General features: G+C 39.5%; 31 protein-coding genes and 1 riboswitch. Of the genes, 20 read left to right on the top strand and 11 right to left on the bottom strand.

All coding sequences use genetic code 11. The features are described from left to right. Nucleotide 1: 1 nt before the first annotated feature. From ACFX4W_RS25065 to ACFX4W_RS25045, 5 genes are all read left to right on the top strand, one after another. A complete protein-coding gene (locus tag ACFX4W_RS25065; protein WP_162214837.1) occupies nt 2-1,036 on the top strand; it encodes a sensor histidine kinase in 1,035 nt (344 codons plus the stop codon). Between the two features lie 87 nt (nt 1,037-1,123). Continuing rightward, a complete protein-coding gene (locus ACFX4W_RS25060) occupies nt 1,124-1,480 on the top strand; it encodes a DUF1093 domain-containing protein (RefSeq protein WP_043978477.1) in 357 nt (118 codons plus the stop codon). After that, entirely contained in the window at nt 1,477-2,244 is a 768-nt protein-coding gene (locus ACFX4W_RS25055; RefSeq protein WP_043978480.1) for an ABC transporter ATP-binding protein, read from the top strand. Before ACFX4W_RS25060 ends, ACFX4W_RS25055 begins: the two co-directional genes overlap by 4 nt. Beyond that, a complete protein-coding gene (locus ACFX4W_RS25050) occupies nt 2,231-4,141 on the top strand; it encodes an ABC transporter permease (protein ID WP_237074204.1) in 1,911 nt (636 codons plus the stop codon). The genes ACFX4W_RS25055 and ACFX4W_RS25050 overlap by 14 nt, the downstream gene beginning before the upstream one ends. A gap of 127 nt (nt 4,142-4,268) precedes the next feature. Next, nucleotides 4,269-5,201 (top strand): patatin-like phospholipase family protein, encoded by a 933-nt coding sequence (locus tag ACFX4W_RS25045; protein ID WP_043978484.1) that lies wholly within the window; start codon nt 4,269-4,271, stop codon nt 5,199-5,201. A gap of 11 nt (nt 5,202-5,212) precedes the next feature. Here the strand turns inward: ACFX4W_RS25045 and ACFX4W_RS25040 are convergent, their stop codons facing one another. Next, on the bottom strand, nt 5,213-5,578 hold the full coding sequence (locus ACFX4W_RS25040; RefSeq protein ID WP_043978486.1) for a DUF3221 domain-containing protein: 366 nt from the start codon (nt 5,576-5,578) through the stop codon (nt 5,213-5,215). A 174-nt stretch (nt 5,579-5,752) separates the two neighbouring features. Here ACFX4W_RS25040 and ACFX4W_RS25035 point away from each other — a divergent pair, with 174 nt between their 5' ends. The 3 genes from ACFX4W_RS25035 (at nt 5,753) to ACFX4W_RS25025 (ending at nt 7,304) form a co-directional block, all read left to right on the top strand. After that, nucleotides 5,753-6,361, top strand: coding sequence for a hypothetical protein (locus tag ACFX4W_RS25035; RefSeq protein WP_013084537.1), 609 nt, complete (start codon nt 5,753-5,755; stop codon nt 6,359-6,361). 136 nt (nt 6,362-6,497) lie between these two features. Beyond that, entirely contained in the window at nt 6,498-6,758 is a 261-nt protein-coding gene (locus ACFX4W_RS25030; RefSeq protein WP_016765166.1) for a hypothetical protein, read from the top strand. Between the two features lie 195 nt (nt 6,759-6,953). Continuing rightward, complete coding sequence (locus ACFX4W_RS25025; protein WP_043978490.1) at nt 6,954-7,304, top strand: hypothetical protein; 351 nt, start codon at nt 6,954-6,956, stop codon at nt 7,302-7,304. A 30-nt stretch (nt 7,305-7,334) separates the two neighbouring features. On the opposite strand, the gene ACFX4W_RS25020 is transcribed toward ACFX4W_RS25025, so the two are convergent. Then, nucleotides 7,335-7,808: a YtxH domain-containing protein gene (locus ACFX4W_RS25020; RefSeq protein WP_013058548.1), complete on the bottom strand. Its 474-nt coding sequence runs from the start codon at nt 7,806-7,808 to the stop codon at nt 7,335-7,337. A gap of 327 nt (nt 7,809-8,135) precedes the next feature. Between ACFX4W_RS25020 and ACFX4W_RS25015 the strand changes: the two genes are divergently transcribed. Continuing rightward, the gene (locus tag ACFX4W_RS25015; RefSeq protein ID WP_043978491.1) at nt 8,136-9,611 is read left to right on the top strand and encodes a glycoside hydrolase family 32 protein; all 1,476 of its coding nucleotides are present in this window, start codon (nt 8,136-8,138) and stop codon (nt 9,609-9,611) included. A 50-nt stretch (nt 9,612-9,661) separates the two neighbouring features. On the opposite strand, the gene ACFX4W_RS25010 is transcribed toward ACFX4W_RS25015, so the two are convergent. Continuing rightward, entirely contained in the window at nt 9,662-9,943 is a 282-nt protein-coding gene (locus tag ACFX4W_RS25010) for a hypothetical protein (protein ID WP_013058546.1), read from the bottom strand. A gap of 86 nt (nt 9,944-10,029) precedes the next feature. Beyond that, nucleotides 10,030-10,218, bottom strand: coding sequence for a hypothetical protein (locus ACFX4W_RS25005; RefSeq protein ID WP_013058545.1), 189 nt, complete (start codon nt 10,216-10,218; stop codon nt 10,030-10,032). A 122-nt stretch (nt 10,219-10,340) separates the two neighbouring features. On the opposite strand from ACFX4W_RS25005, the gene ACFX4W_RS25000 reads away from it, so the two are divergent. Further along, nucleotides 10,341-10,631 carry a hypothetical protein gene (locus ACFX4W_RS25000; protein ID WP_043978492.1) on the top strand — a complete coding sequence of 97 codons (291 nt, stop codon included), beginning with the start codon at nt 10,341-10,343 and terminating at the stop codon, nt 10,629-10,631. 48 nt (nt 10,632-10,679) lie between these two features. Here ACFX4W_RS25000 and ACFX4W_RS24995 read toward each other — a convergent pair whose 3' ends face one another. Together ACFX4W_RS24995 and ACFX4W_RS24990 are read right to left on the bottom strand one after the other, a co-directional pair. Further along, entirely contained in the window at nt 10,680-11,924 is a 1,245-nt protein-coding gene (locus ACFX4W_RS24995; RefSeq protein WP_241771345.1) for an MFS transporter, read from the bottom strand. Then, complete coding sequence (locus tag ACFX4W_RS24990) at nt 11,921-12,664, bottom strand: MerR family transcriptional regulator (RefSeq protein WP_043978496.1); 744 nt, start codon at nt 12,662-12,664, stop codon at nt 11,921-11,923. The genes ACFX4W_RS24995 and ACFX4W_RS24990 overlap by 4 nt, the downstream gene beginning before the upstream one ends. A gap of 83 nt (nt 12,665-12,747) precedes the next feature. Here ACFX4W_RS24990 and ACFX4W_RS24985 point away from each other — a divergent pair, with 83 nt between their 5' ends. Further along, nucleotides 12,748-13,428: a CPBP family intramembrane glutamic endopeptidase gene (locus ACFX4W_RS24985; protein WP_043978498.1), complete on the top strand. Its 681-nt coding sequence runs from the start codon at nt 12,748-12,750 to the stop codon at nt 13,426-13,428. A gap of 227 nt (nt 13,429-13,655) precedes the next feature. Next, nucleotides 13,656-14,618, top strand: coding sequence for an aldo/keto reductase (locus ACFX4W_RS24980; protein ID WP_043978500.1), 963 nt, complete (start codon nt 13,656-13,658; stop codon nt 14,616-14,618). Nucleotides 14,619-14,654: 36 nt separating this feature from the next. Here ACFX4W_RS24980 and ACFX4W_RS24975 read toward each other — a convergent pair whose 3' ends face one another. Continuing rightward, nucleotides 14,655-15,041, bottom strand: a complete 387-nt coding sequence (locus ACFX4W_RS24975) for a MerR family transcriptional regulator (protein WP_043978502.1) — start codon at nt 15,039-15,041, stop codon at nt 14,655-14,657. Nucleotides 15,042-15,225: 184 nt separating this feature from the next. On the opposite strand from ACFX4W_RS24975, the gene ACFX4W_RS24970 reads away from it, so the two are divergent. From ACFX4W_RS24970 to ACFX4W_RS24945, 6 genes are all read left to right on the top strand, one after another. Beyond that, on the top strand, nt 15,226-15,396 hold the full coding sequence (locus ACFX4W_RS24970; protein ID WP_165575899.1) for a hypothetical protein: 171 nt from the start codon (nt 15,226-15,228) through the stop codon (nt 15,394-15,396). Nucleotides 15,397-15,458: 62 nt separating this feature from the next. Continuing rightward, nucleotides 15,459-15,617 (top strand): hypothetical protein, encoded by a 159-nt coding sequence (locus tag ACFX4W_RS24965; protein ID WP_162213596.1) that lies wholly within the window; start codon nt 15,459-15,461, stop codon nt 15,615-15,617. A 382-nt stretch (nt 15,618-15,999) separates the two neighbouring features. Further along, nucleotides 16,000-16,521, top strand: coding sequence for a hypothetical protein (locus ACFX4W_RS24960; RefSeq protein ID WP_043978504.1), 522 nt, complete (start codon nt 16,000-16,002; stop codon nt 16,519-16,521). 64 nt (nt 16,522-16,585) lie between these two features. Then, nucleotides 16,586-17,080: a GNAT family N-acetyltransferase gene (locus ACFX4W_RS24955; protein WP_043978506.1), complete on the top strand. Its 495-nt coding sequence runs from the start codon at nt 16,586-16,588 to the stop codon at nt 17,078-17,080. A gap of 26 nt (nt 17,081-17,106) precedes the next feature. Continuing rightward, nucleotides 17,107-17,589, top strand: a complete 483-nt coding sequence (locus tag ACFX4W_RS24950) for a DinB family protein (RefSeq protein WP_043978508.1) — start codon at nt 17,107-17,109, stop codon at nt 17,587-17,589. Continuing rightward, nucleotides 17,573-17,740: a hypothetical protein gene (locus ACFX4W_RS24945; RefSeq protein ID WP_198530634.1), complete on the top strand. Its 168-nt coding sequence runs from the start codon at nt 17,573-17,575 to the stop codon at nt 17,738-17,740. Before ACFX4W_RS24950 ends, ACFX4W_RS24945 begins: the two co-directional genes overlap by 17 nt. A gap of 11 nt (nt 17,741-17,751) precedes the next feature. Here ACFX4W_RS24945 and ACFX4W_RS24940 read toward each other — a convergent pair whose 3' ends face one another. Next, nucleotides 17,752-18,393 carry a pyridoxamine 5'-phosphate oxidase family protein gene (locus ACFX4W_RS24940; RefSeq protein WP_043978510.1) on the bottom strand — a complete coding sequence of 214 codons (642 nt, stop codon included), beginning with the start codon at nt 18,391-18,393 and terminating at the stop codon, nt 17,752-17,754. Nucleotides 18,394-18,517: 124 nt separating this feature from the next. Beyond that, a complete protein-coding gene (locus tag ACFX4W_RS24935) occupies nt 18,518-18,772 on the bottom strand; it encodes a hypothetical protein (protein WP_230184437.1) in 255 nt (84 codons plus the stop codon). Nucleotides 18,773-19,069: 297 nt separating this feature from the next. Here ACFX4W_RS24935 and ACFX4W_RS24930 point away from each other — a divergent pair, with 297 nt between their 5' ends. Continuing rightward, nucleotides 19,070-20,080 (top strand): aldo/keto reductase, encoded by a 1,011-nt coding sequence (locus ACFX4W_RS24930; protein WP_043978513.1) that lies wholly within the window; start codon nt 19,070-19,072, stop codon nt 20,078-20,080. A gap of 197 nt (nt 20,081-20,277) precedes the next feature. Next, nucleotides 20,278-20,381: riboswitch (purine riboswitch) on the top strand. 155 nt (nt 20,382-20,536) lie between these two features. After that, nucleotides 20,537-21,415 carry a 5'-methylthioadenosine/S-adenosylhomocysteine nucleosidase gene (locus tag ACFX4W_RS24925; protein ID WP_043978515.1) on the top strand — a complete coding sequence of 293 codons (879 nt, stop codon included), beginning with the start codon at nt 20,537-20,539 and terminating at the stop codon, nt 21,413-21,415. A 139-nt stretch (nt 21,416-21,554) separates the two neighbouring features. Here the strand turns inward: ACFX4W_RS24925 and ACFX4W_RS24920 are convergent, their stop codons facing one another. After that, on the bottom strand, nt 21,555-22,289 hold the full coding sequence (locus ACFX4W_RS24920; protein WP_280560112.1) for a class I SAM-dependent DNA methyltransferase: 735 nt from the start codon (nt 22,287-22,289) through the stop codon (nt 21,555-21,557). A gap of 251 nt (nt 22,290-22,540) precedes the next feature. After that, the gene (locus ACFX4W_RS24915) at nt 22,541-23,266 is read right to left on the bottom strand and encodes an AbrB/MazE/SpoVT family DNA-binding domain-containing protein (protein ID WP_097823144.1); all 726 of its coding nucleotides are present in this window, start codon (nt 23,264-23,266) and stop codon (nt 22,541-22,543) included. Nucleotides 23,267-23,712: the final 446 nt, after the last annotated feature.

Genomic DNA, 23,712 nt, shown 5'->3' with positions numbered 1-23,712 from the left:
GATGTGGAAAAGTTTTTTAAGAGAGAGACTAAGCTGGATTTTATTTGTTCTTATATGGCTGAGTGTAATCGATGCTCTGCTGCTGCTGGAGTATGATATTAAGGTGTCGTCCACTTCGTTTTGGTATTTGAATCTATTAACGCTGTGTCTGCTGATTCTGTTTCTTTTATGGAGAGGAGTAAAAGAAAAAAAATTTCTAAAAAAGTTGAGCTTAATGCTGCGGAATGATGCGTACGATTTGCAAGAAATGCAGCCATATGTTCGAACAAAAGCAGATGAAGATATGCTGAGTTTGCTGCAGCATATAGATCGTGTGTATCGCAGACAAACTCATGCTCTTCACGTACAGCAGCGAGAGCAGCAGGAATATGTAACGACTTGGGTTCATGAGATCAAGACGCCGCTTACTGCGATGAAGCTGCTTATTAATGCTCATCGTACAGAGCTTTATAAATGGCCTTGGCTAAAGGATATTGAAGATGAGTGGATGAAAATTGACGGATTAGTAGATCAGAATTTATATTCTGCACGCCTGCAGTACTTAGAAAAAGATTATCAGGTGCAGGCAGTGTCGCTAAGCGAACTTGTTTTTCCAAACGTTGCGTACTTCTCAAAATGGTGTATTGAAAAGAAACTGCATATTGATGAAAAAAATCTAGACATACTGGTGCACACTGATCCAAAATGGATGCAGTTTGTTGTGAGGCAAGTGCTGTCTAACGCCATTAAATATAGCCCTCTAGAAGGAAAGCTTTCTTTTTTTAGTGAAGAAACGCCAAAGTACGTAAAGTTATTTATCGCTGACCAAGGAAAAGGGATTCCAACTCAAGATCTTCCCCGGGTTTTTGAAAAAGGATTCACAGGAAATGCGGGAAGAAAAACGAAGGGAGCTACGGGGCTAGGGCTGTATTTTTCAAAAAAAATTACAGATGCTCTTGGCCATCGAATAGAAGTGAATTCACTTTTACACGAAGGCACCACGGTGATCCTGACCTTCTACAAACTGAATTCTTTTGATAACCTTTCAAAAATGTAAGATTGCACGCTGAGATTGTCATCTGCTTCAAACGAATCTTTCCTTGTTTCAAAGTAAGATAGAGCTATACACAAGGAGGGAACGTACATGAAGCGAAAGTGGATTAGCCTTTTAGCTCTGCTTTTGGTTGTAGGAGCAGGTATAGGAGGAATAAAGATTTATCAAAAAGCCGCAACGGAGCATCAATACGGGATTATCCCAAAAGAAGCAAAAAAAGTGGATGAGTATGGACGAGTTCAATATACAATTTCAGTGATAAACGAAAAAGGACAAACAACGTTTCAAACATTTACAACGATTAAACAGTTAAAAGAAGGAACGGTTATTGACCTTTTCGTTCGAGGCAATGAAGTTCGGAAATATGACATTATAACAAAGAGTGAGCTGCCGCAGCGAGTGAAAAGCGTGTGGCCTACAAAAGAACGAAAGGAGGAGGAAAAGTGAGCATTGTTCTTGAAGGAAAAAATGTAACTAAAACGTTTGGAGCAAGAGGAAATGTATACGAAGCGCTAAAAGGAATTGATTTTACAATCGAAGAAGGAGAGTTTGTCGGTATTATGGGACCATCTGGAGCGGGAAAAACGACGCTGATGAACATTCTTTCAACGATTGACCGTCCCACCGATGGCGAGATATGGATTCAAGGAGAAAACGTGGCGCTCATGAAAGATAAGAAGCTGTCTGCTTTCAGACGCAATCATTTAGGGTTTATTTTTCAAGATTATAATTTATTGGATACGTTAACGGTAAAAGAAAATATTCTTCTGCCGCTTACGGTTACAAAAATGTCTAAGAAAGAGATGGAAGCGAAGCTTAAAGACACCGCAACGCGACTAGGCATCTATGAGCTGGCGGATAAGTATCCGTATGAGATTTCTGGCGGACAAAAACAGCGCGTTGCAGCAGCGAGAGCAATGATTACGAATCCAGCTGTTATTTTCGCCGATGAACCTACCGGAGCTCTTGATTCCAAAGCTGCTTCAAGCCTTCTTGAAAAGCTGTCGCAATTAAATCAAGAAGACCGTGCCACGATTATTATGGTGACGCATGATCCGCTGGCTTCAAGCTACTGCAGCCGCGTGCTGTTTATTAAAGACGGACAAATTTACACGGAGCTGTTTAAAGGCGAACAAACGAGACAAGCATTTTTTAAACGAATTATGAACATTCAAGGCGCATTAGGCGGTGAAGGCTATGACCGTATTTGATCTTGTTAAAAAGAATATGCGCAAAAATATTAGCCGGTACAGCCTTTATTTCTTTTCAATGATTTTTAGTATTATTGTGTACTATGTGTTTGCTACGCTTCAGTACGACCAATCGATTTCAAAGTTTATTGGAGAAGAGCTGAGGCTGCAGGGCATTTTTAATGCTTCAAACTACGTTCTGCTTACCTTTATTGTTGTCTTTATTTGGTACACAAACTCATTTTTTATCAGGCAGCGTAAGAGAGAGCTCGGGCTGTATCATTTAGTCGGCATTGAAAAACGTACGATTGGAAAAATGATTTTTTATGAGAATATGCTGCTGGGGATTTTTTCTTTGGTGGTCGGTATTTTACTAGGTACCGTGTTTTCAAGGCTGTTTGTGCTGTTTTTACTAAAGCTTATGGGACTGTCGCTTTCGATTACGCTCACATTTTCTTTTCAAGCGGTTTTAAAAACAGCCGTAGTGTTTTTGATTGTTACCATTTTTATATCGTTTCAAGGCTATTTTATTATGTACCGCTATACGCTATTAGATCTGTTTCAAGCAGAAAGCAAAAGTGAACGCGTAAATAAAATGAATTCGAAACGCTCAATTGTAGTGGGAGGACTGGGTATCTTACTCGTTGGCTACGGATACTACCTTTCATCTGGAAACATTGTGACACCTAAGTTTTTTCTAATTGTAGCCGTTGTACTGTTCTCGGTCATTTTCGGTACATTTTTACTTTTTAAAGCCACAATTGAGTGGCTGATGGGGCTTTACCGAGAGCATGCAAACCGATATTATTCGTTTGCAAATATGCTAAGCGTTTCTACTATGATGTATCGAATTAAAGCAAATGCACAAGTGTTAACCCTAATTACGATTTTGTCGGCTACTACACTTGTAGCAGTTGGTGTGACGTATTCCTCGTACTACAATACAAAAGCCGACGCCAGAAGCATGCAGCCTTATGACTATACGCTGCACAGCAAAAAAGCAGCGCAAGAATTTACGGATGTACTGGATGAGCTAGATATCCAATCAAATCGGTACGTCTATCATATCGTGAAGCACTCTGCTGATTTATCGGATTTTCGATTTATTACATCGGGCTACTATAAAGATAGGGAACAAATCAGCTTTTTAGATGAAGAAGAAGTACGTAAGAATGGCGTTTCGGTCCCTGAGCTAAGCGCAAACGAAACCGTTATTTTTGATTCAATGGCAAAAGGAAAAGTGTTTAAACCTAGTACAGGTAAAACCGCAGCTGTGGAGCTGAGCAAATCAGAACAGCTTGCTTTAAAAGTCGTTAAATCCGAGCCTTTGCTCATTCTTGATTCTGACAGTGCCGGCTATCAGTTTGTAGTCAACCACGATACATTTAACAAGCTTTTAAAAGCTGGACAAAAGCAAGCGGTGTACGTATTTAATACCGATGATGGAAACAAACAAAATGAACTTACTAAGAACTATCATCAAATCGCAAAAGAAGCTGGCGAAAGCCGTACTTCATACTATGATGTGTTTCAAGCAGGCTTAATGAGTAAAGGGTTGTTTATTTTTATTGGAGGGTTTTTAGGGCTCGTCTTTTTGATGGCAACGGGCAGTATTATTTATTTTAAGCAAATCTCCGAAGCCGAACAAGAGCGCAAAAGATTTGAAGTCCTGCGTAAGCTTGGGTTTTCAGTGTCTCAAGTGATGAGCGCCGTTCGAAAGCAGCAGCTGTTTACGTTTGGTTTGCCTTTAGTAATTGGTATCTTGCACAGTCTATTTGCGCTGAACGTCATTACGAATCTAACCGGTGAAAGTCTGATAGTCCCTGTTTTAATAGCGGATGCAGTATACGGGATTATTTATTTCTTTTTCTACTGGCTGACAATGAATTACTACCGAATAGTAATAAAGCGACTGTAAAGAAAAGACTGTTTCGATCAAAGAAACAGTCTTTTTTTGTTGGGAAAATAAAAGGTATGGAGTAATGAAACCCTGAATATAAAAAAAGGGTATATAAAAAGTAGAGAGTTGTATTGGAGGGAAAAATGTGAAAGCAGATGCTGTATTTGAAGGGGGAGGCGTTCGAGGAATTGCATTCACGGGTGCGATTGAAGCGATGGAAGAAAGCAATGTAGAATGGCAGCGTCTAGCAGGTACGTCAGCGGGAGCGTTAATTGCGGCACTTTTAGCGAGCGGCTATAAAAGCGGTGAAATTCGCAGAGAGCTTCAAAACATGGACTATGCTAAGTTTCGCGGGAAAACGATCATTAACCGAATTCCTCTGATTGGAAACTTGATTGAACTGATGGTTCATTTAGGCTTTTATAAAAATGATTATTTAGAAAAATGGGTGTATGGTCTACTGCGTGAAAAAGGAATCGAAACGTTTGCGGATTTGCCGGCAGATAAGCTGAAAATTATTGCCTCAGACATTTCGAACGGACAGATGCTTGTGCTGCCTGACGACTTGCCACGATATGGAATGCAGCCAAGCGACATGAAGATTTCACAAGCTGTGATGATGAGTGCGTCCATTCCTTTTTTCTTTCGTCCCGTCATCTGGAAATCCAAAGGGTTCAAGAGGTCATACATTGTCGATGGGGCGCTTTTAAGCAATTTTCCGATTTGGCTGTTTGATACGGAGCATCCGCGTTTCCCGACGTTTGGCTTTCGATTTGTAAAAGAAGAAATTGATACAGCCGCTATTATTCCGACGCCAGTGCATCTATTTAAAAGTATGTTTACCACGATGCTGCAAGCTCATGATTTGCGGTATTTGAACGCGGAGACAAGAGAACGAACGGTGCAAATTCCAACGGGGGTGATTACGGCAACGGATTTTGCCTTAAAGGAAGAAGAAATCGAATTTTTATATGAATCTGGTTATATATCAGCAAAGCGCTTTTTAGAAAAGTGGGATTTTGAACAGCATAAAATGAATCGGACCGGACGGCAGCTGACACGAAGAAAGCTCCCGTAACAGGAGCTTTTCTACGGCTGTTTTAAAATGTTGACTTCAACAGCTTTGCCTTTTGCCGGAACGGAATACTGAACGCTTTTGTCTTTCTTGAGCCATGCTTTAACGAGCTGTCCTTTTTTGTATGTTTGATCATCCGAAACTTTTACATAAATAGGCTGTACATCGCTAGAACCAAGTATTTCTTTTGTTGTATAGTCAAGCGCAGTATCTCGCGGAATGACGTTTGCAATAAGAATTTCATCCTGTTTCACTTCTAAAATGCGCCCTTGAACTAAATAGCCGGCCGGCTTTTTTGACTGCTCGGCGTTATCAGAACAGCCGCTTAAACAAATAAAAAAGAGAAGAAAAAGTGCAGTTGATTGAACGGTAAACTTCATAAAATCTCCTTTCCGTTTCAACATGACTACCATTATAACGCGTTTGACCATTTCTTTTCCAGTTTTCGGAGAAAGCAAGAGGTAATCGTTGACGTTATTTCAGCACGCATGATATGTTTTAACTCATAAACGCTATTTTTACTAGAAGTCACGCTTAGTACGGGAGGTCCTTATATGGATGTTACCTTTTTAACCAACGTTATTCGACATATATTAGAACGAGATAATTTTGTCATTGACTTTGAAGAATCAGATGAACAAAATATCCACTTTTGGCATCGAGACGAGCCGTTTCGCCTTTTTATTTCAGAGCAAACGGAAAGTTATTTAGTATGGACCGTTTTTGAAGATGAAAAGGAACAGTGGAGCGGAAAAACATTTCTCCAAGAAGTGACGAATACGTGTAAAGACTGCAGTGAGCCAATTGCGCACTGGATTTATAAAGATGGAGGCAAAGCAGGTTATTGCGATCATTGTCTTCAAACGTTTGGAAATGCGTATTTTACAAATGCTGATGATATCAAGCAAAACCTTCATTTAATTGACGGTTCTATTTGTTTTATTACCGATGAAACCGGAAGCGATTGGTGGATTGCATATGAAGGATTCAAACGAGTAATTGCAAGATTAGAAGAAAATCCCGATCAGAAAGTCGAAATGTACAAGCCCGAATATCCGGTCTTTAAATGGGAAATACATTTTCTAACGGAAAACAATTCTGCTAGCTTTAAGTTCAAAGATGACTTTGCATCTGGAATTGTACCGAAGGGAAGAATACTCTAACATCCTTGTTATAAGGGTGTTTTTTCTTATAATGGGAAGTTTTTTTGAAAAAAATAATTAATTTAGGTTAAAAAGAAGGAATTAAAGGGTAAAGAGTAGAAGATATATCACTATAGGAAGAATGGGGGAAATAATTATGACAACTACAACAAATTTAACACTGGGGTACAAAATGTACACGATTGATTTTAGCCGTCCAACGCAGTCTAACGAGGCACTGCTTGATTTCTTTAAAGATGTGCAGCACAGACAGGGAAATAATGCAGAAAGCTTTTCTAAAACATTAATGGAAATCGAAGAAATCAAAACAAAATATGTAGATCATGAAATCGTACTGCTAGCTAAATCGCTTGAACAGCAAATAAGCCGCTCAAATGCAGAAAAACTTGAGGTCTGATAATCACCAGAAATGGTCGATTTATCAGACCTTTTTTATTTCTATCGATGTAGCACTTTTGGGGTGAAGTCAAGGGGACAGGATATCTGGTAGTATAGGTTTTTGGTGGAGGATAAAATTCTGTACATGTCAACGGATGTTTGATTTCATCAAAAGTTGTAGATGAATAGACTATCAAGTCGTTGGAGGCGTTGTATGGTTGGAATTTGCAGCTGGAAGTGTGCAGTGAGTGGAATAAGTATTGCGAGTGTCTACAGTAAACAGCCGTCGTGGCAGCGGGAGTGCTATTTGGTGATACCTGGTAAAGTTTATTATGAGTCGTGCTATCAAGGGTACGGAGAGTTTGCGGGAATGGATATTTTTTGTTTGATGAGAGAAAGCGGAGCGGGGAAAGAAGACAGTGAAGGAGTAGCGGCTTTTAAGCCTAAGATTGTGCTGGCGAAGTATTACAGCGGACAGCGTTATGAAGAACTGCCGGAATCAGAGCCGTGTCCGTACGGAGGCTATTTTTTTGAAGGGTGGAAGGAAGATAGCGAATATACATAAAAGCTGTAGAGATATCTCTACAGCTTGTTATTAACGTCTTGTTTCATCGACAGATTGTTCTAAATCACTTACTTCTTGCGTAATTGTATTTAATTCTTCTTGCACCGCTTCAGCTTCAAGAACAGGATCTTGAACGATTTCTGTCGTTTCAAGCTCTTCTGCTGCAGCCGTTTCTGCAAGCGGCTGTTCTTTAGCAGTGCGCAGAGATTTCACTTTGTTGACAACTTGCGAAGATTGTTCGGAGACTTTTTGTGAAAGGCGGGCCGTGCGCTGTTTGAGGTCTTGGCCTTTTGCATATACCGTTTCTTTCACTTGACCTGTTTTAGCAAGTGCTTGATTCGCTCCGTCTTGAATAGAAGCACGCAGCTCTTTTCCAGACTTTGGCGCTACTAGTAAAGCTGTTGTGACACCGACTACGCTGCCTACTAACGTGCCGACTAATAACTCTTTGCTTCCACCTTTTGTTTCTTTACCCACTGTTTCTTTTACGTTTTCTTTTGTCATGACATTTCCTCCTTTTATAATATGTAATATGAAGGGTTTACCATTTTGTTGAATACTTCCTGTAAAACGCAAATGATTCGCTAAAAAAATGTGCAAGTGCCGTCGGACGCTCGTACAGGCTGGTGAAATTTGATTGTATATAGTATTCAACCACCTGACAGAAAAACCTTCTTTTCTGCTATAAAAACAGAAAAAAACTTATCTATAAAATCCGACACAAGAAAACGACAACATTCGTTCTTTGGTAGCATTTTCACTTAAAATTTTATATCATAGAGGGCAAGGAGAATACGTTCTCTTTTTTTAGATGCTGGAGGGATTGAAGAAATGGCTGAATCGAAGTACAGAACGATTTTAGAAGCAAAATCTGGAGAGTTAGAAGCATTAAAAGACAAAGCAATCAAAGACACCTGGCAGCCGATTTATCATATTCATCCACAGTACGGGCTGATGAATGATCCAAACGGATTGATTCAATTAAACGGTGAATATCATGTGTTTTATCAGTGGTATCCGTACGGTGCGATGCATGGAATGAAGCACTGGGCTCATGTGAAATCTACGGATTTAGTAACGTGGGAACGCCTTCCGGTTGCGTTAACGCCAACGGAAGAATATGAATCGCACGGCGCATACTCAGGTGGCGCGATTGAAAAAGATGGTCAAGGGCTGCTGTTTTATACGGGGAATGTAAAATACGAAGACGGCTCACGTTCAGCTAATCAATGTATCGCGATGCTAAACAGGGATGGAAGTGTGGAAAAATACACGCATAATCCAGCGGTACAAGGCGTTCCTGATGGGTATACAGGACATGTGCGTGATCCGAAAGTATGGAAAGAAAATGATACATATTATATGCTGCTAGGCGCTCAGCGTGAAAACGAAACGGGCGCGTTAATTGTGTATGAATCAAGCGATGCGCTTCAGTGGTCATTTAAAGGCGAAGTTAAAACATCGCTTCCTGACTTTGGCTATATGTGGGAGTGCCCGGATTACTTTAAACTGGACGGAAAAGATGTGTTTGTCTTTTCGCCGCAAGGAATCAAAGCAGATGGCCACGATTTTCATAATATTTACAATGTAATTTACGCGGTGGGAACATTTGATGTGGAAAGTTTAACGTTTGAAATGGAGTATTACCGTGAAATTGATAAAGGGTTTGACTTTTATGCACCGCAAACGTTCCAAGATGAAAGCGGACGTCGCTTGCTATTTGCATGGATTGGAAATCCGGACGTTGACTATCCGTCAGACGAATACGGATGGGCCCATGCCTTAACGCTTCCTCGTGAGCTTTCGCTTGAAGGAAATGAACTTGTTCAAAAGCCTGTAGAAGAGTTACATAAGCTTCGAGATCAAGCAGTTCATTTTAGAGGAACGCTAAAAAATGAAGAAGTGATCATTGATGAAGCAACAAACAATGCATATGAAATCAATATGACGTTCCGCGAGATAGGGGCCAAACAGTTTGGTTTAGAGCTATTTAATAGTAAAGAAGAAGAGCTTCGCCTCGTGTTTGATACAGAAAAGCAAGAAGTGCGACTCGACCGTTCTTCATTCCACCATCAATATGCAACGGAATACGGTGTGGTTCGCTCTGAAAAATGGACAGCGTCAAATGAAGTCGATGTTCGCGTATTTGTCGACAAAAGCGTCGTCGAAATTTATATAAACGGCGGCAAAATTGTCTTCACTTCCCGGGTATTCCCGAAAAAAGATTCCAAATCAGCTGTAAATGTATTTGCAGAAGGAGCTGTGGAGTACCGTATTGATTATTACGGTATGTCGCGCGGTATTTAACATAATAAATAAGAAAAGCCAATGAAGATCATTCATTGGCTTTTTGGTTTTTATAAAAATAAGATACAAATACATGAAGCAACTAAATGAGGGACAGCTGCAATAATAAAACGTTTCATCCATTCGGTATCCTCTCGCTGCCGGACCGGGGTAAAGTAAGGTCCTCTCGTTTCAAATCGAAATGCGTCCAGTAAGGTTACAAGTGCAATTGCCGTAAGTAATATGCCAAGAGGGCCTGAAATATAGTAAATATACTGCCAGTTGCCTGCTGTAATAGAAATGATAATCACAATAATTAAAGATATAATGCCAGATATTAATCCTGTTTTCAAACTCAAAATCTCCTTACATCCAGTTTTTGCTTATCTATTTTACCATAACCGAATGAAGGTTTGTATATACGGCTCAGGGCGGATATTTACTTCTTAATTGACCTTCTATGTAAGTATCTTCTCGTATAAAACGAGTTTCCTAACAAAAGCAGTGTTCCTAAAATCCACCCGGCTGCAGGGGAATAAGGAAAGATATTTTTTAAAGCCATCCCAAAAGAAATAGAGGCTGCTCCGAGTATAAATAAAAGCAGCGTGATTCCTTGACGTTTTTTCATATGTACCACCTCTCTTACTAATTTTACCATAAGGTATGAGTATAGTAGAATAAAATGTAAGATATCTTACAAAAAAGAAGTATATGGTAAAATTTAAGGGGTAGGAATGGAAGAGGGATGCAATGATTAAAAAAGGATTTATAGCAGGTATCGTGAAGGTCGGGATTGTTCTTGCCCTTGCTGCTTTTACAGAAAAGTGGAGCTATCTCTATTTTGTGTCAGGCACAATGGGAGCAGTATCACTGGTTTTAGCTTTGGCATACCTTATTGACAGTATCGTGCTAGGAAGTACAGGCACATTCTTTTCAGCCAAAAAGACGCGCAAGGTGAGCCGAGTTGAAGATGCAAAACGATTTGGAGCTATTGCAGTATCGAACATATTAGCTGCTTTGATTTATGTAGCCGCTGGTTGATGAATAGGAGTCTATAAAAACAGCTTGAGGTTAACCTCAAGCTGTTTTTTATGCGTCAATCTGAACGTTTCTTTCCCGTTTATCACGCAGAGGCATCAGCATACTCACAAATCCAACGCTTACGATGATGATTGCCGCCGTTAAAAAAGTCGTCTGAGCACCTGCAAGCTTTACGACCATGCCTCCAAGAAGAGGAGCAGTAAGTAAAACGGCACTCGTTAAGGTGTTGATGAATCCGTACACTTTTCCGAGGTGTTCCTTGTCGCTGTGTGTTTGAACGATATAGTTAAACAGCAGTAAATTAAGCCCAACTCCAGCTCCTCCAATAGGTGCAGCAATCAAAATGAAATAGCGTGACATAACGGCTGGATTAAAGCAGCTAATGAAAAATAAAGCCCCTCCAAATAGAAGCAGTCCAAGTGATAACAGTCTAAATGGATGGTGAACTTGTTTTTTTCTATTAAGATACACTCCTGTTGCTAGCGCCCCCAGTCCGATTCCAGAAAGCAGCCAGCCGAGCATTTCCGGATGGTGAGGCAGCACATCTCGTAGAAAGATGCTAATTTGAGCGTCAACAAGCATCACTACAAAATACGAAAGGTGAAACAAAATAACGACGCGTAAAAGGAGTGAGTGCTGAAAAACGATTTTCCAGCCGTTTGAGTACGTTTCTTTCGCTTGATGGGAAGAACGAGCAGCTTTCCCTTGAATGTTTTTACCTGCTTTTTTAAGTGAAAACAGCACGCCAATAGAAATCATACAAGCTGCGGCATTAACTAAAATGCATGCTTTTGGCGTTGCAATCGTCAGCGCGGCGGCTCCGAGAAACGGCCCCACAACTTTGGCAATTTGAAACATAATGTTTTGTAAAGTAGAGGCCTGCAGCAGCTGATCTTCTTTGACCACTTCTCGAACGCAAGCCAGCTGTGCGGGCACTTTCATAACAGAACTCATAGAGCGCAGCGTCAGCACCCCAAGTGCCAAAAGCGGTTCATTTGTGAAAAATAACAGACATGTGAACAGAAGACGGACTAGTTCAGACAGAAACATCAGCTGTACTTTATCATAGCGGTCCGCTAAATTTCCTGCTGCTTGACTTAGCAGGATGCTAGGTAAAGCGTACGCGACAGGAATAAGCGTAATCCAGAGGGAATTTGCGTGCCACACGTATGTAAAAAGCGTCATCACCGCAAACATATCAAATAAATCTCCGAAGCTTGCTGCAGTGCTTGAAATAAATAATTTTTTATAAGAAGAATTAGCAAACAGCTTTTCTCTTTTCAATACCTTCATTCCTTTATGTGTTGTTCGTAAAAAATAATCGCATCTTCAATAAATTGAAGGACTTCGCTGTCGATAGGGTAGAGATTAAGTGAACTTGATGCCTCAGGAGATTTGCGAACATCCCAAAAGGCTTTTTCTAAAGCCGTGTGAGGGCCAAATAGCTCACTGGATAAAAGCAGTATATCAGCTGCAATTAGCTGTCCATCTTCAGATTGAGGTGCACGCTGATGCTTTAAGCAAAGCTGAACTCGTTTTATCATGTTAATCCATTTATCGGCACTCGCATTCTCCATTTTAGGCAAATCATGCTGCAGAATCTCACTTTCTTCTATTGAAACCGAAAGCAGATCAGTCCAGCTGCTTTTAGTAGTAGACTGATTTTGAACTAAAGGAAGGAGCTGCTTCCAGTTTAATTCACCTTCTATTTTTATACTGTTGCGAAGAGTATGAGTATGTTCTAAAGCTCGTTGAATTTCTGAAGTTTTTTGCTGAAGTTTTTGCTGGTGAATCGCTAGAAGTTCATCAATACTCACTTGATGAAGAATAAGTTCAATATCTCGCAAAGGAACGGCTAAGTTTTTTAACAAAGTAATTTTCTCTAGTGTGAATAAATCCGTTTCTGAGTAGGAGCGTTTTCCATTTTCTGATTTTGACGATGGATGAAGCAAGCCAATTTGATCGTAGTAACGAAGTGTACGCACCGTGAGGCCTAATTTTTTAGCGGCTTGCCCAGTAGAAAAATAAATCATTTTTAATCCCTCCAAAAAAATGCTTGCAGGTAACGTTACGTCACCTTTTATACTGAATATATGTAAAAGGGAGGCGAAGTAAATTGAAACAAAAAAATCAAGGATTATGGACAATAAAATCATTCGTAATTATGCTGGTCGTCACGTTTATTGGGGTGCCTATCTTAATTGAAGGCATATTGCAGGATGCTTTACATTCCCTGTTTAAAAATGACCTTTATGCTGGAACAGCTACTGGGTTTGTTATGGCAGCTGTGTTTTTATCAGCTCTGTATGGGCTGATGGTTCAGGCTGGTGATAGAAAAATTGGTTTTCAATGGTTTTCAAAACGGCACTGGCCGCGCATTCTTTTTTGGCTTTTTGTGCTGATCTTAGGAAGTGTGGCAATTGTTGTGCTAATGGAATGGTTTGGTATGACGTATGAAAATAAAAAAACAGCCAGTTTACAGCAAGACCTGTCGCTGTTTTCATTTATACTTGCTTTTGTTTCAGCCGCTGTGATCTCACCTTTTTATGAAGAGATTATCTACCGAGGATTTTTTTATACGTGGCTGAAACGTAAAGGAGGGATTGTCGTTGGATTAGTGGGAAGTTCGTTTATCTTTATGCTGGTGCATATTCCAACGTACAATACCTTGCCCGTTAACTTTTTATCAGGTCTCGTGTTTGCATGGGTGTACGAAAAAACAAAGTCGCTGCTTCCAAGTATGATCATTCATGCTTGTTTTAATGGGATTGCCGTTATTTTAACAGCGGCAGCTTAATGTAGTTTCGATAACGAATAAGCTATGATTTATCTTACCATATTATGTCTGCTGAAGAAGCGAATTGCAAAAAAATAAGTGTAAAATGAACCCAGAAACTGCTAGAAGCACTGCCTGTTCCTAGCTGTTTTTTGTATATGCACGCACGCTTAAGGCTTGTCTTAAAGTGGAGGTTAAGGTGTATGATAAGAGAGAGTAAAGACAGCCATACAAAGGAGAGGGTATCGATGCAATATCGAAAGCTTGGAACAACAGGTCTGGAAGTATCAAATTTATGTCTAGGTACCATGGCGTTTGGACGATGGATTGACGAAAAAGCGTCGGCAGCTATTTTACATAGCGCCATTGAAAACGGAATTAACTTCATTGACACAGCCAACTATTACGGAAAAGGGCAGGATGAAGAGTTTAGATATGGCACAGGGGAATCTGAAGAAATTATTGGGCGCGCGTTGAAAGGAAAACGAGATGATGTTGTGCTCGCAACAAAAGTCGGCATTGCCGTAGGAAAAGGCCAAAATGATAAAGGCCTTTCACGCACACATATTATGAGAGAAGTGGATAATCAGCTGCGACGACTGCAGACAGACTACATTGATCTTTATCAAGTTCATCTTTTTGATCCGAATACACCTATGGAAGAAACGCTTCGCACGCTAGATGATTTAGTTCGTCAAGGCAAAGTTCGTTATATTGGCTGCTCCAATTATGCCGCGTGGCAAATCGCAAAGTCTCATCATATTAGTGACAAAATGAATCTTGAAAAATTTATTTCCGTTCAGCCTCAGTATAATCTTCTCTCTCGTGAAATTGAACAAGAGCTGCTGCCGTTTAGTCAATCTGAAGGTGTAGGCGTCATGGTATACAGTCCGTTAGCGCGCGGCATGCTTTCAGGCAAATATAAAACACCAAATGACGTGCCGCCAGAAAGTCGCGCTGCGCATGGTGAAAAGCTGCTGCGAAACTACTTTACAGACCAAAACTTTCAGCTGGTGGAGCAGTATCGCAAGTTAGCAGAAAAAAATGAAGTAAGCTTGTCTCAGTTTGCTCTTTCATGGGTATTGAATCAGCCCGCTGTAACATCAAGCATTATCGGAGCTAGTAAATTGCATCACGTAACAGATGCTGTTGAAATCAGCGATTGGACATGGTCAGAAGAGCTGTTGAATACCGTGAATTCACTGTATTAATAAAAAGTCCGCAGGTGCACCTGCGGACTTTTGTGTTTAAATTTTAATTTCTTTTTGCGTTAATTTTGCTTCTAGTGAGTCGTACAAAGCGAGCTTATAGTTGATTTGTTCAAGGTATTTAAAAGTTTTGGCCATTTCTTCTTCGACCGCTTCTTTGTGCTGAAGCATCATGTTTTTTCGTTCTTTAATTGTGCTTTCGCCTTGTTCATAGAGCTCTACATAGCGCTTGATTTCTGCAAGAGGCATGCCCGTTGAGCGCAGAGCTAAGATAAAACGGATCCATTCAATATTCGTATCATTATAGAGGCGTTTTCCATGTTCATCACGCTCTACAAAAGGAAGGATCCCTTCTTTTTCATAGTAGCGTAAAGTCGGTGCGGAAAGCCCGGTTTTTTCATTCATTTCTTTCATGCTATAAGACAAGATTGTTCACTCCCACTTATGAATCGTAAAGCTTACTTTAAGGTATATGATAATCGATAGTTGAACGTTTTATCAAATTCTTTTTCGTTTTTTGGAAAATATGGAACTTTTATACAGTTTGTCCGTAATAACAAGTAGACAATAAGAAACTTACTGTAAAAGGTTAAGTAAAGGGGATAGAGTAATGAAAAAAGTAAAATGGATTAGTTTTATCCTGCTGCTGATTTCAACCGGAGTCTTTTTTATCAATCATCAGTACGCCATTTTACTAGCGGCTTGGACCGTGTACGGAATGGCTTTATCAATCCTAGTTTATTTCTTTTCATATGATATGAGTGATTCAAACAAAGAGTAAAAAGCGTATACGCGTTTCTTATTGTCTTCAAAATAAAAGCAGAAAATGAAAGGGTGGAAAAAATGGGAGAACTTTTTTGGATGATTTTGTTCGGAGCGTGTATTTGGGTGCCACTAATTTGGAATAAAATTGCGATTGGCAAGCGCATCGCACACGAAGAAAAGAAAGCAGGACGTGATTTAACAGGGGAAATCAATCCGTTTACCGGAGGAAGAATGTAAATAGGCGTAAAAAAAAGCTGTGACAAAAGTATTTTCGTTGAAAGAAGATCCGAATGATGAATTGAGATTCTTAATGCAGAATCAACTTCGTTCGGTTTTTTTATTAGTATGGTGAACGTAGGTGTCATGTATATAGTAGTTTCTAGCTGTTGATTGGAGGACAAGGCGAAGACTCCTGCCGCCCGCGGAAATCGAAGCCTTGCATGGAAATTAACAGCGGTGTAACCAGCAGTCCAGCTTATTTATCCCATTTGTTCGTCTTTAGGTTGGAGTAATTTTGTTATGTCTAAGTCTCTTTATTAGTAAAGAAAACAATAGTTTAATTTTGTTATTAATAGTATAATTAACCATATTTATTTTGGATAGAAAGGCTGATAAAAAGGTGTTCATATTCTTTTTAGCCGGCACTGTACTTGTGCTGGCGATGATTATTTTTTCGCGTACGCTGTGGGTGCCCAGCGGAATGGTAGAACGTCTCAGCAAGAAAAAGTGGTTTCAAAACCATTGGCTAAGCGGAGGCTATTTGTTTGGCATTAATGCTTTATATTTTGGGACTACGATATGTTTACTCTTCCTTCCTATCTTTACTAATATCCCTTATTTGCATCTTGTTCTTATGTTTTTAGCGACGATTGTAAGTATTTTCACGTGGAGCGCCTTTAGTACAGCGTGGACAGGATCATTTAAAAACCGTCTTAAAATGGCTTTAACGGGAAGCAGCTTTTATTTAATATTGGCATTAATTATGGTGATCCAGTGGGTAAGCGTTAAGCCCCTGTATCCCAATGAAGATACGTTTATGCGAGCTTTAGGGTGGATGCTTGGCTTTTTCGTTTCAGCCGTCGCTTTTAGTGTATGTTTTATCTTCACGGCGTTTCTTGGAAAACGTTCAGCACGTGTGTAAGGATATCATCCGTTTTTTAGCGTTTTTTTCTAGTTAACTACTATTCACGAAAGCAGGGGTAAACGTGATTCGAGAAATTTTAGCTTCCGATGCAGCCGCTTTTTTAGCGTTAAATAAAGAGCTTGATCGAGAAACAGCATATATGCTGTACGAGGAAAATGAGCGTGCGATTACACTCGAACAGCAGAAAAAAATGATTACAACTTTTTTAAAGATGCCGAACTCGACCATTTTAGTGGCGGAACAAGACGGACAGCTTGTCGGACATTTATCTGTGATTGGCGGAAGCGTTAATCGAAAAAAACACAGCGCATACTTAGCTGTTGGCGTACTGCGTTCCTATGGAAACCAGGGCATTGGTACTTCATTGTTTGAAGAAATGGAGAACTGGGCGGCGCGTATCGGCATCAAACGAGTAGAGCTAACCGTTATGACCCACAATGAAACGGCCATTTCGCTGTATAAAAAGATGGGTTTTAAAATAGAAGGAAAAAAAATATGTTCGCTCGTTGTAGATGGAAAATCAGTCGATGAATATTTTATGGGGAAGGTTTTTTAAAAAACATGTTTAAAGGGGAAATGAACGTGAAATCGACGGTTATTGAGTTAAATGAATGGATGATAAAGTTTCCTAAAAAGCTTGAAGTATTCTCTCAAGCAGCGGCGTCAAACCGTCCTGCTCCTAAGAAGTGGTCCCCGAAAGAAATTGTGGGGCACTTATGTGACTCAGCCCTTCACAATTTGCAGCGTTTTATCAACGTGCAGCATGAAAAAACACCTTTGGTCCTGACGCCTTACAAACAAGATGAATGGGTAGAACTGCAGCACTATCAAGATATGCCCATGGAAGAAATAGTTGCCCTATGGCGCAGTTTAAATAAGCAAATTGCTTCCATTCTTTTGCATATACCAACAGAAAAGCATATGTATCAATTCGAATTAAAAGATGGAAAGTTCGTTTCGCTGCAGTGGTTGGCTAAAGATTATATTGCTCATTTAAAGCATCATATTAAGCAAATTGACGCTCAAATGCCGCTAGGAGGCAAAGAGGATGAAAAAAGAACATAAAAAAGAAGAATCTCAGGTGAAAGCAGATTTTAGAGCAGGCCGCGCCTATGGTGATCATGAATACATAGGAAGTTCGAAAAAAAGGGTGCTTCTTGCTTTGTTACCAATTCTGATCATTGCCGGAAGTATACTGTTTCTGATGGTGAAATGACAAAAGCCGCATTATAGCGGCTTTTTTTCATAGAGGTGCTGAGTTTTGTTTTCTTCGGGATTGTTGCGGCTTTCTAGGGTGGAAAAGCCTGCGTGTTCTGCGACTATTTTAGCTGCGGAAGGAAGCGTTTCGACTCTTTCCCAAGATGCTGGATTCCACAGCTTTGATCGCTTGAATGCTTTGCTGCAGTGGAGAAAGCATTCTTGTACTTCAACGCCGATAGCGAGCAGCGGAGTTTTATTGTGAACCGCCATTGTTTCAAGCAGCGCTTTTTCTTTTACAATGCAAGCTTTGCCGTTAATCCGCAGTGTTTCTTCTATGCCTGGAATCAAAAAAAGCAGCCCTATTTGAGGATTAGATAAAATATTTTCCAATGAATCTACTTTTTGATTGCCGCGCCTCTCTGGAATCAATAGCCTTCTCTCATCGACGACTTGTACAAAACCAGGGTGATCCCCCCGCGGAGAACTGTCGCAAATTCCTTTATAATCAGCTGTAGCGATGATAACAAAAGGGGAATGTTTAATAAATTCCCGGCAGTGTCGATCTAAATAAGAAATTATTTTTTGATGCGCCAATTTGTTAGGCGCGCCGACTATATGGCGAAGCTCTTCCTTCGTTTTTACTTGTTCTTTAAAATGACTGTTTTCCATTCCTTTTTTCACTCCTACTTTTTGCGTATACTGAAAATACCATTTTTACATGTGAAATACTATATTTTTATATTTAAAAAACAGAAAAATCAGTATATTAAAATGGAGTAGAAGTGCTATAACGCTAGCTTCGGTCTTTTTTTAAATTTTTGATTGCGTTATCAAATATGTCATTAACCGTCTTCATATGTTCGCTGACGAGATGATTCGAGTCTTTTTCTCGCTGGCGCATGTCTTTCAACAAATCATCCATATCATCTAGCAGACTTTGAAAATATTCATCTTTTTGTTCTTCTTTCATTGTGGAATCGTCCATTTCATCAAGCTTATCGAGCTTATCTTCAATTTTTTTGAAGTATTCATCTCTCAAGAATCTCACCTCATTTATAAAGTAGCTTTCTGCTTATTGTATGCAAAATGTTTGTTTGCATGAGTAAGAAGTAGAAAGTACATAAATAAAAGGAGAGTCTGAAAAGCTCATTTACTCCTTAGTAGGTTACTTTTTAGTTCCCATATTACTTTGAAGTGCGTACTTTTTTTTATTGTGTATATGCTTCATAATAAATTTTGTCAGGAGATAATATGACATTTAATGAATAGATCAGTCGTTGAGTTTACCTTCATACTGATCAATTTCTAAAATAGAATTATAAAAATTTCAGGAGGTTTTATGAATATGAGAGAGATACTGCAAGGAAAACTAGGTTTTGGAACGGCACCTCTGGGCAATATGTATCGTAATATTCCAGAAGAAGAGGCCATTGCGACGGTCGATGCAGCTTGGGAAAGCGGCATCCGTTACTTTGATGCAGCTCCTCTTTACGGAGCTGGCTTAGCCGAGATACGCCTTGGTGAAGCACTATCAAAAAGAAATCGCGATGAGTATGTGCTAAGTACGAAAGTAGGTCGCGTTATTTCAGATGAACTAGAAGACACATCTTCACGTGATATGGGAGAAAAAGGCGGGCTTTTTGAATTTGGCCGTAAAAATAAAATTATCAATGACTACAGCGCAGATGCCACTCTTCGTTCGATCGAGCAAAGCTTAAATCGTTTAAAAACAGATCGCTTAGACTTTGTGTATATTCATGATGTTGCGCAAGATTTTTATGGAGATGAGTGGGTAGGACAATTTGAGTCTGCTCGAACGGGCGCATTTCGTGTGCTTACACGTTTGCGTGAAGAAGGAGTTATTAAAGGATGGGGACTTGGAGTAAACCGAGTAGAGCCAATTGAAATCATGCTGGAGCTGGAAGAAGCAAAGCCGGATGTCTCGTTGCTAGCTGGCCGTTACACGTTATTAGATCATGAGCGTGCGCTGCAGCGAGTAATGCCCGAAGCCGTAAAGCATAATATGGACATTGTTGTCGGCGGACCATACAGCTCAGGCGTTCTTGCTGGAGGTACGCACTTTGAATATCAAAAAGCATCTTCAGACATTATGGCAAAAGTAGAAAAAATCAAAGCTATTGCAGATCGTCATCAGATCAGCATTAAGGCTGCTGCTGTCCAATTTTCACTGGCTAATCCAGCGGTTGCCGCTGTTATTCCTGGTGCTAGTCGTCCTGAGCGTATTGCTGAAGATAAAGCAGCATTAAACACAGTAATTCCGGCAGCCTTCTGGGAAGAAATGCGTGAACAGAAGCTTGTAGCTCCTCATGCACCGCTGCCAATTAACGTGAAGTGAAGGTGGAAAGATAAATATAGGTTTTCAGTAAGTATAAAAAGTGTCTCGAAGTTTCGGTTTTGAGACACTTTTTTTGTATTGAGATAGAAATTAACAAAAGATTCAGCAGGTTTCAATCATAAAAACGAACGTTTAAACAATTTTTTAATTAAAATATTCGTCTGTGTATTGAATAACCATTTTGTATTTGATACATTTAGAAAGTGAAAAATATTACTCGTATATGCTTGGAAATATGGTCTGAGTGTCTCTACCTGGTTCCCATTCAAAGAACTGGACTACGAGTTAAAGTGTAAAAACGTTCGGTTTATCAATACATAAATGTTATTCCGTGCTTAACTTCTTATACTTTGACTCTAAAAAGCTTAGAAAATCAAAAGTGTTATAGGTTTTTTCTTTTGTCCAATCATCGAGTGTATGAAACAACAAAACGAAATGGAGTGAAAGTAACAATCTATGAAGAACAAGATGCTAAAAACAGGGGCTTTACTTACTATTGGTATGATTTTATTATTATCTGTACTTGCCGGGTGTAACGCAGCTTCAAAAAAGGAAGCCGGAGATAAACAGAAGCAGAAGCCTATTATTGTTCAAGGGCCGATGCCGATAGAAGCGCAGAAATTCGCTAAAAAATTAGAAAATGTCAAAGAAGAAAAGTCGGGGAATTTTGTTTTTTACAAAGGAAGTGTCGATAATTATCCGGTTATTGTAGTTAAAACGGGAAAAGGAATGGAAAACACGGCAGCTGCTACAGCGATAGCTATAGAAAAATACCATCCTAGAGCAATTATCAATCAAGGAACATCAGGCGGACATGATGAAAATCTGAACGTGTTTGATATTGTATTAGGAAAGAGAACAACGAATATAGGCTCCTTAAAAACAGGCGATAAAAAAGAAGGCGAAGGAATGGATCCTGCTGCGTGGAAGCCGATGGATTTAATGGCTTCTGAAGGAAGCGCTGGTGAAGATCCTGATGCTGAAAAAGCTCGCTATTATGAAGGAGATAAGAAGTTACTGGCGGCTGCAAACGCAGTAAAAGATACATATAAAAAAGGAAAAGTGGTAGAAGGAACGATAGGATCAGCGGACACGTGGAATAACGAAGTGGATCGAATTAAGTGGTTCCATACTAAGTACGGGACGTCTGTAGAAGAAATGGAAGGCGCAGCGGCAGCACAAATTGCAGGAAGCTATGACGTTCCATTCTTAGGTATTAGAGTGCTATCTAACAACAAAGTAAACGGTGGAAAATATAATCCAAACACAGCAGCAGCTTGCCAAGACTATGTTTATGAAGTAATTAAACATTATATTAGCACAAACGCTAAGTAAATCTTTCTTTAAAAAAGCATCAGACCCTTTGTTTCCTTAACAAAGGGTTTGATGCTTTTTTGGTCAAATAATTGAAAATGACTACGCATGGATTCTACCTATAGAAAGACTAGTTAAGATCTTTCTTAGTATTTTTAGTTTATCTATTCTTCACGCCGCTCATCAGTAAAAACAAAGGAATACGCATTCGCCGCTCGTAAGTTTCAGCGCTGTCGAAATATTCTTTTTGAGGACATGCTTCTTTTAAATTTGTAACGGTGAATCCGCTTTGCTGCATCAAAGAAAAGTACTCTTCAAGCGTGCGATGATACTTTTGAACGTATCCGCCCATCCATTGCTGCTGACGGAATCCCATTGAGAAGTAGTTATCCACGGTCCAGTTTGTGCGCAGAGCAGAAGGTTGCAAAGTGGAAGTAATGACTGGATGTTCCACAGAAAAAATAAATCTTCCTTCAGGTTTGAGTGCTTGATTCACTTTAGCGAAAATGGAGGATAAGTCTTCCATGTAGTGGAGAGACAGTCTTGCAGTAACCAAATCGTATTCGGTGCGTGGTGGAGTATAATGCTCCATCGATTCATGGAGCACTCTTGCATTTGGATAGTTTAAAAGCTGTTGCTGAGCCGCGTTTATCATATTGATAGAGCCGTCTACTCCGGTATAAGAGAAACATCCCTGTTCAAGAAGCTCCGCACCAAATCCAGCGTTTCCGCACCCTAAATCTAAAACGTTTGCATCTGTAACATCACCTAGAAGCTGTAAAATGGCCGGTTTTTCAATCGTATCGTTGGCATTTTCTTTTTGCTGCCGACGTTTTGTATAGGCCAAAAACGTCTCGTCATTATCGTAAAATTCAGCTCCTGTTGAGATCTTCAACTAAATCAGCCTCCTCTATGCAAAGTACCTCATTATACACATATATTGAAATTATTTACAAATATTTTGATAGATATGGAAATGGTTTTTTTATTTTGGAAGTAGTGCTATTATGTGGAGTAACCGGCTTGTACACGTTTACGGAAGATAAGTCTAAAAGCTAAGAGTGGAGTATAGAAAGGGTCAGTCTATGCGTAACTCTTAGCTTTTGCTTTGAAGCCGTAGGAAACCATTTGTTTTTGGCGTCGTTCTTATTTCGGTGATTTTTCAACAATTGCTGCGTCTATTTGCTGAGATAATACGCTGCTAATCTCTTTTTCACTCTCCACTTTTTCTAAAATGAGCTGCTTATTACCTGTCTTGATTTTTAACATCGTACCTGAGTGGATGGAGAAATCATCTCGCAGCTTTTTAGGAATAGTAAGTCGAAAACGGTCATCAATTTTTCGAGATTGAGCCGTAAATGTTAAAGTCGTTTTCTTCCCAAAACTCATTTCATATTTTTGAATCACAATGTTATTTTCTTTGTTAATAAAAAATTGAACCTCCATGTTTGCATCCAATTCCACGGACGTTAAAAGTTCAGAAGTGAGCTGAATCTGCCGGCCGGTTAATGTTGCATAATAAGGAGGAGCCACCGCAGGTTTTTGTGAAAGCGCTATCGATTTTTCGTCTCTTTTTTTCATAACAATTTGCTGTTCTACCACGTATAGTTCTACATAATCAAAGGGCTTAAGTTCATAGTCATCTCGCAGGGATTTTGGGATGACTATTCTACCCATATGGTCAATTGTTCGAATGAAGATATGAGAAGGAACCGGGACATTTTCATCATGATGATCGATAATAATCCAATCATCACAGCTCCGCAAAAAAACTTTGTCGTTTGTCTCGAGTTTTGTTAGTTGCATAAACAAAGAAGGAAGGGATACTCTTCCCATTTCGTCAATTATACACTCTTCTTTTTTTGTACGCATCTTGCTATTTAATCCTTTCTAAAAACATTTTAGATGGGGTATGTTACTTAAATTACACAGCATTTATTTCTTTGTCAAATGAAGCAAATGAGTATTTATTCATCCTACAGATTGAGAAATACAGGAAGTTTGACCTCATTCAGTAGATGCACAGCTGTCCCATGTAAAAGGTAATCATCTGAAGAAAACAGTTAATCTGTTAATTAGAAAAGCATAGAATAAAAGCGTTTTTCTTTCTTTTGATTTTATTGTCAGAAACAAAGGTTTAAAAAGGAGCTTCCTTCCTTTTCTAAAGAGTAGGTTTTTTATTAACAAAATGCAGCCGGATTTACGCTGAATGATGAATAGATTTATGCATATTAAGTCGAGAAAAAAATTTCAAGCGGAGCTTTTTTTACTTGTTTTGAAGAGCAGTTATAGTCGAAGGATAAAGAAAAAAGCTCAAA

It is taken from the genome of Priestia sp. YIM B13489 (assembly GCF_042787645.1).
Taxonomy (GTDB): Bacteria; Bacillota; Bacilli; order Bacillales; family Bacillaceae_H; genus Priestia; species Priestia megaterium.
Note: the sequence above shows the minus strand (reverse complement) of the source record. Positions and strands in the feature narration are given on the sequence as shown.

Excerpts from the sequence above, each read along its gene's own strand:
- ACFX4W_RS25065 (WP_162214837.1), top strand. The coding sequence starts at position 2 with ATGTGGAAAAGTTTTTTAAGAGAGAGACTAAGCTGGATTTTATTTGTT.
- ACFX4W_RS25060 (WP_043978477.1), top strand. The coding sequence starts at position 1,124 with ATGAAGCGAAAGTGGATTAGCCTTTTAGCTCTGCTTTTGGTTGTAGGA.
- ACFX4W_RS25050 (WP_237074204.1), top strand. The coding sequence starts at position 2,231 with ATGACCGTATTTGATCTTGTTAAAAAGAATATGCGCAAAAATATTAGC.
- ACFX4W_RS25040 (WP_043978486.1), bottom strand. The coding sequence starts at position 5,578 with ATGAAGTTTACCGTTCAATCAACTGCACTTTTTCTTCTCTTTTTTATT.
- ACFX4W_RS25035 (WP_013084537.1), top strand. The coding sequence starts at position 5,753 with ATGGATGTTACCTTTTTAACCAACGTTATTCGACATATATTAGAACGA.
- ACFX4W_RS25030 (WP_016765166.1), top strand. The coding sequence starts at position 6,498 with ATGACAACTACAACAAATTTAACACTGGGGTACAAAATGTACACGATT.
- ACFX4W_RS25025 (WP_043978490.1), top strand. The coding sequence starts at position 6,954 with ATGGTTGGAATTTGCAGCTGGAAGTGTGCAGTGAGTGGAATAAGTATT.
- ACFX4W_RS25020 (WP_013058548.1), bottom strand. The coding sequence starts at position 7,808 with ATGACAAAAGAAAACGTAAAAGAAACAGTGGGTAAAGAAACAAAAGGT.
- ACFX4W_RS25015 (WP_043978491.1), top strand. The coding sequence starts at position 8,136 with ATGGCTGAATCGAAGTACAGAACGATTTTAGAAGCAAAATCTGGAGAG.
- ACFX4W_RS25005 (WP_013058545.1), bottom strand. The coding sequence starts at position 10,218 with ATGAAAAAACGTCAAGGAATCACGCTGCTTTTATTTATACTCGGAGCA.
- ACFX4W_RS25000 (WP_043978492.1), top strand. The coding sequence starts at position 10,341 with ATGATTAAAAAAGGATTTATAGCAGGTATCGTGAAGGTCGGGATTGTT.
- ACFX4W_RS24995 (WP_241771345.1), bottom strand. The coding sequence starts at position 11,924 with ATGAAGGTATTGAAAAGAGAAAAGCTGTTTGCTAATTCTTCTTATAAA.
- ACFX4W_RS24990 (WP_043978496.1), bottom strand. The coding sequence starts at position 12,664 with ATGATTTATTTTTCTACTGGGCAAGCCGCTAAAAAATTAGGCCTCACG.
- ACFX4W_RS24980 (WP_043978500.1), top strand. The coding sequence starts at position 13,656 with ATGCAATATCGAAAGCTTGGAACAACAGGTCTGGAAGTATCAAATTTA.
- ACFX4W_RS24970 (WP_165575899.1), top strand. The coding sequence starts at position 15,226 with ATGAAAAAAGTAAAATGGATTAGTTTTATCCTGCTGCTGATTTCAACC.
- ACFX4W_RS24965 (WP_162213596.1), top strand. The coding sequence starts at position 15,459 with ATGGGAGAACTTTTTTGGATGATTTTGTTCGGAGCGTGTATTTGGGTG.
- ACFX4W_RS24945 (WP_198530634.1), top strand. The coding sequence starts at position 17,573 with ATGAAAAAAGAACATAAAAAAGAAGAATCTCAGGTGAAAGCAGATTTT.
- ACFX4W_RS24940 (WP_043978510.1), bottom strand. The coding sequence starts at position 18,393 with ATGGAAAACAGTCATTTTAAAGAACAAGTAAAAACGAAGGAAGAGCTT.
- ACFX4W_RS24930 (WP_043978513.1), top strand. The coding sequence starts at position 19,070 with ATGAGAGAGATACTGCAAGGAAAACTAGGTTTTGGAACGGCACCTCTG.
- ACFX4W_RS24925 (WP_043978515.1), top strand. The coding sequence starts at position 20,537 with ATGAAGAACAAGATGCTAAAAACAGGGGCTTTACTTACTATTGGTATG.
- ACFX4W_RS24915 (WP_097823144.1), bottom strand. The coding sequence starts at position 23,266 with ATGCGTACAAAAAAAGAAGAGTGTATAATTGACGAAATGGGAAGAGTA.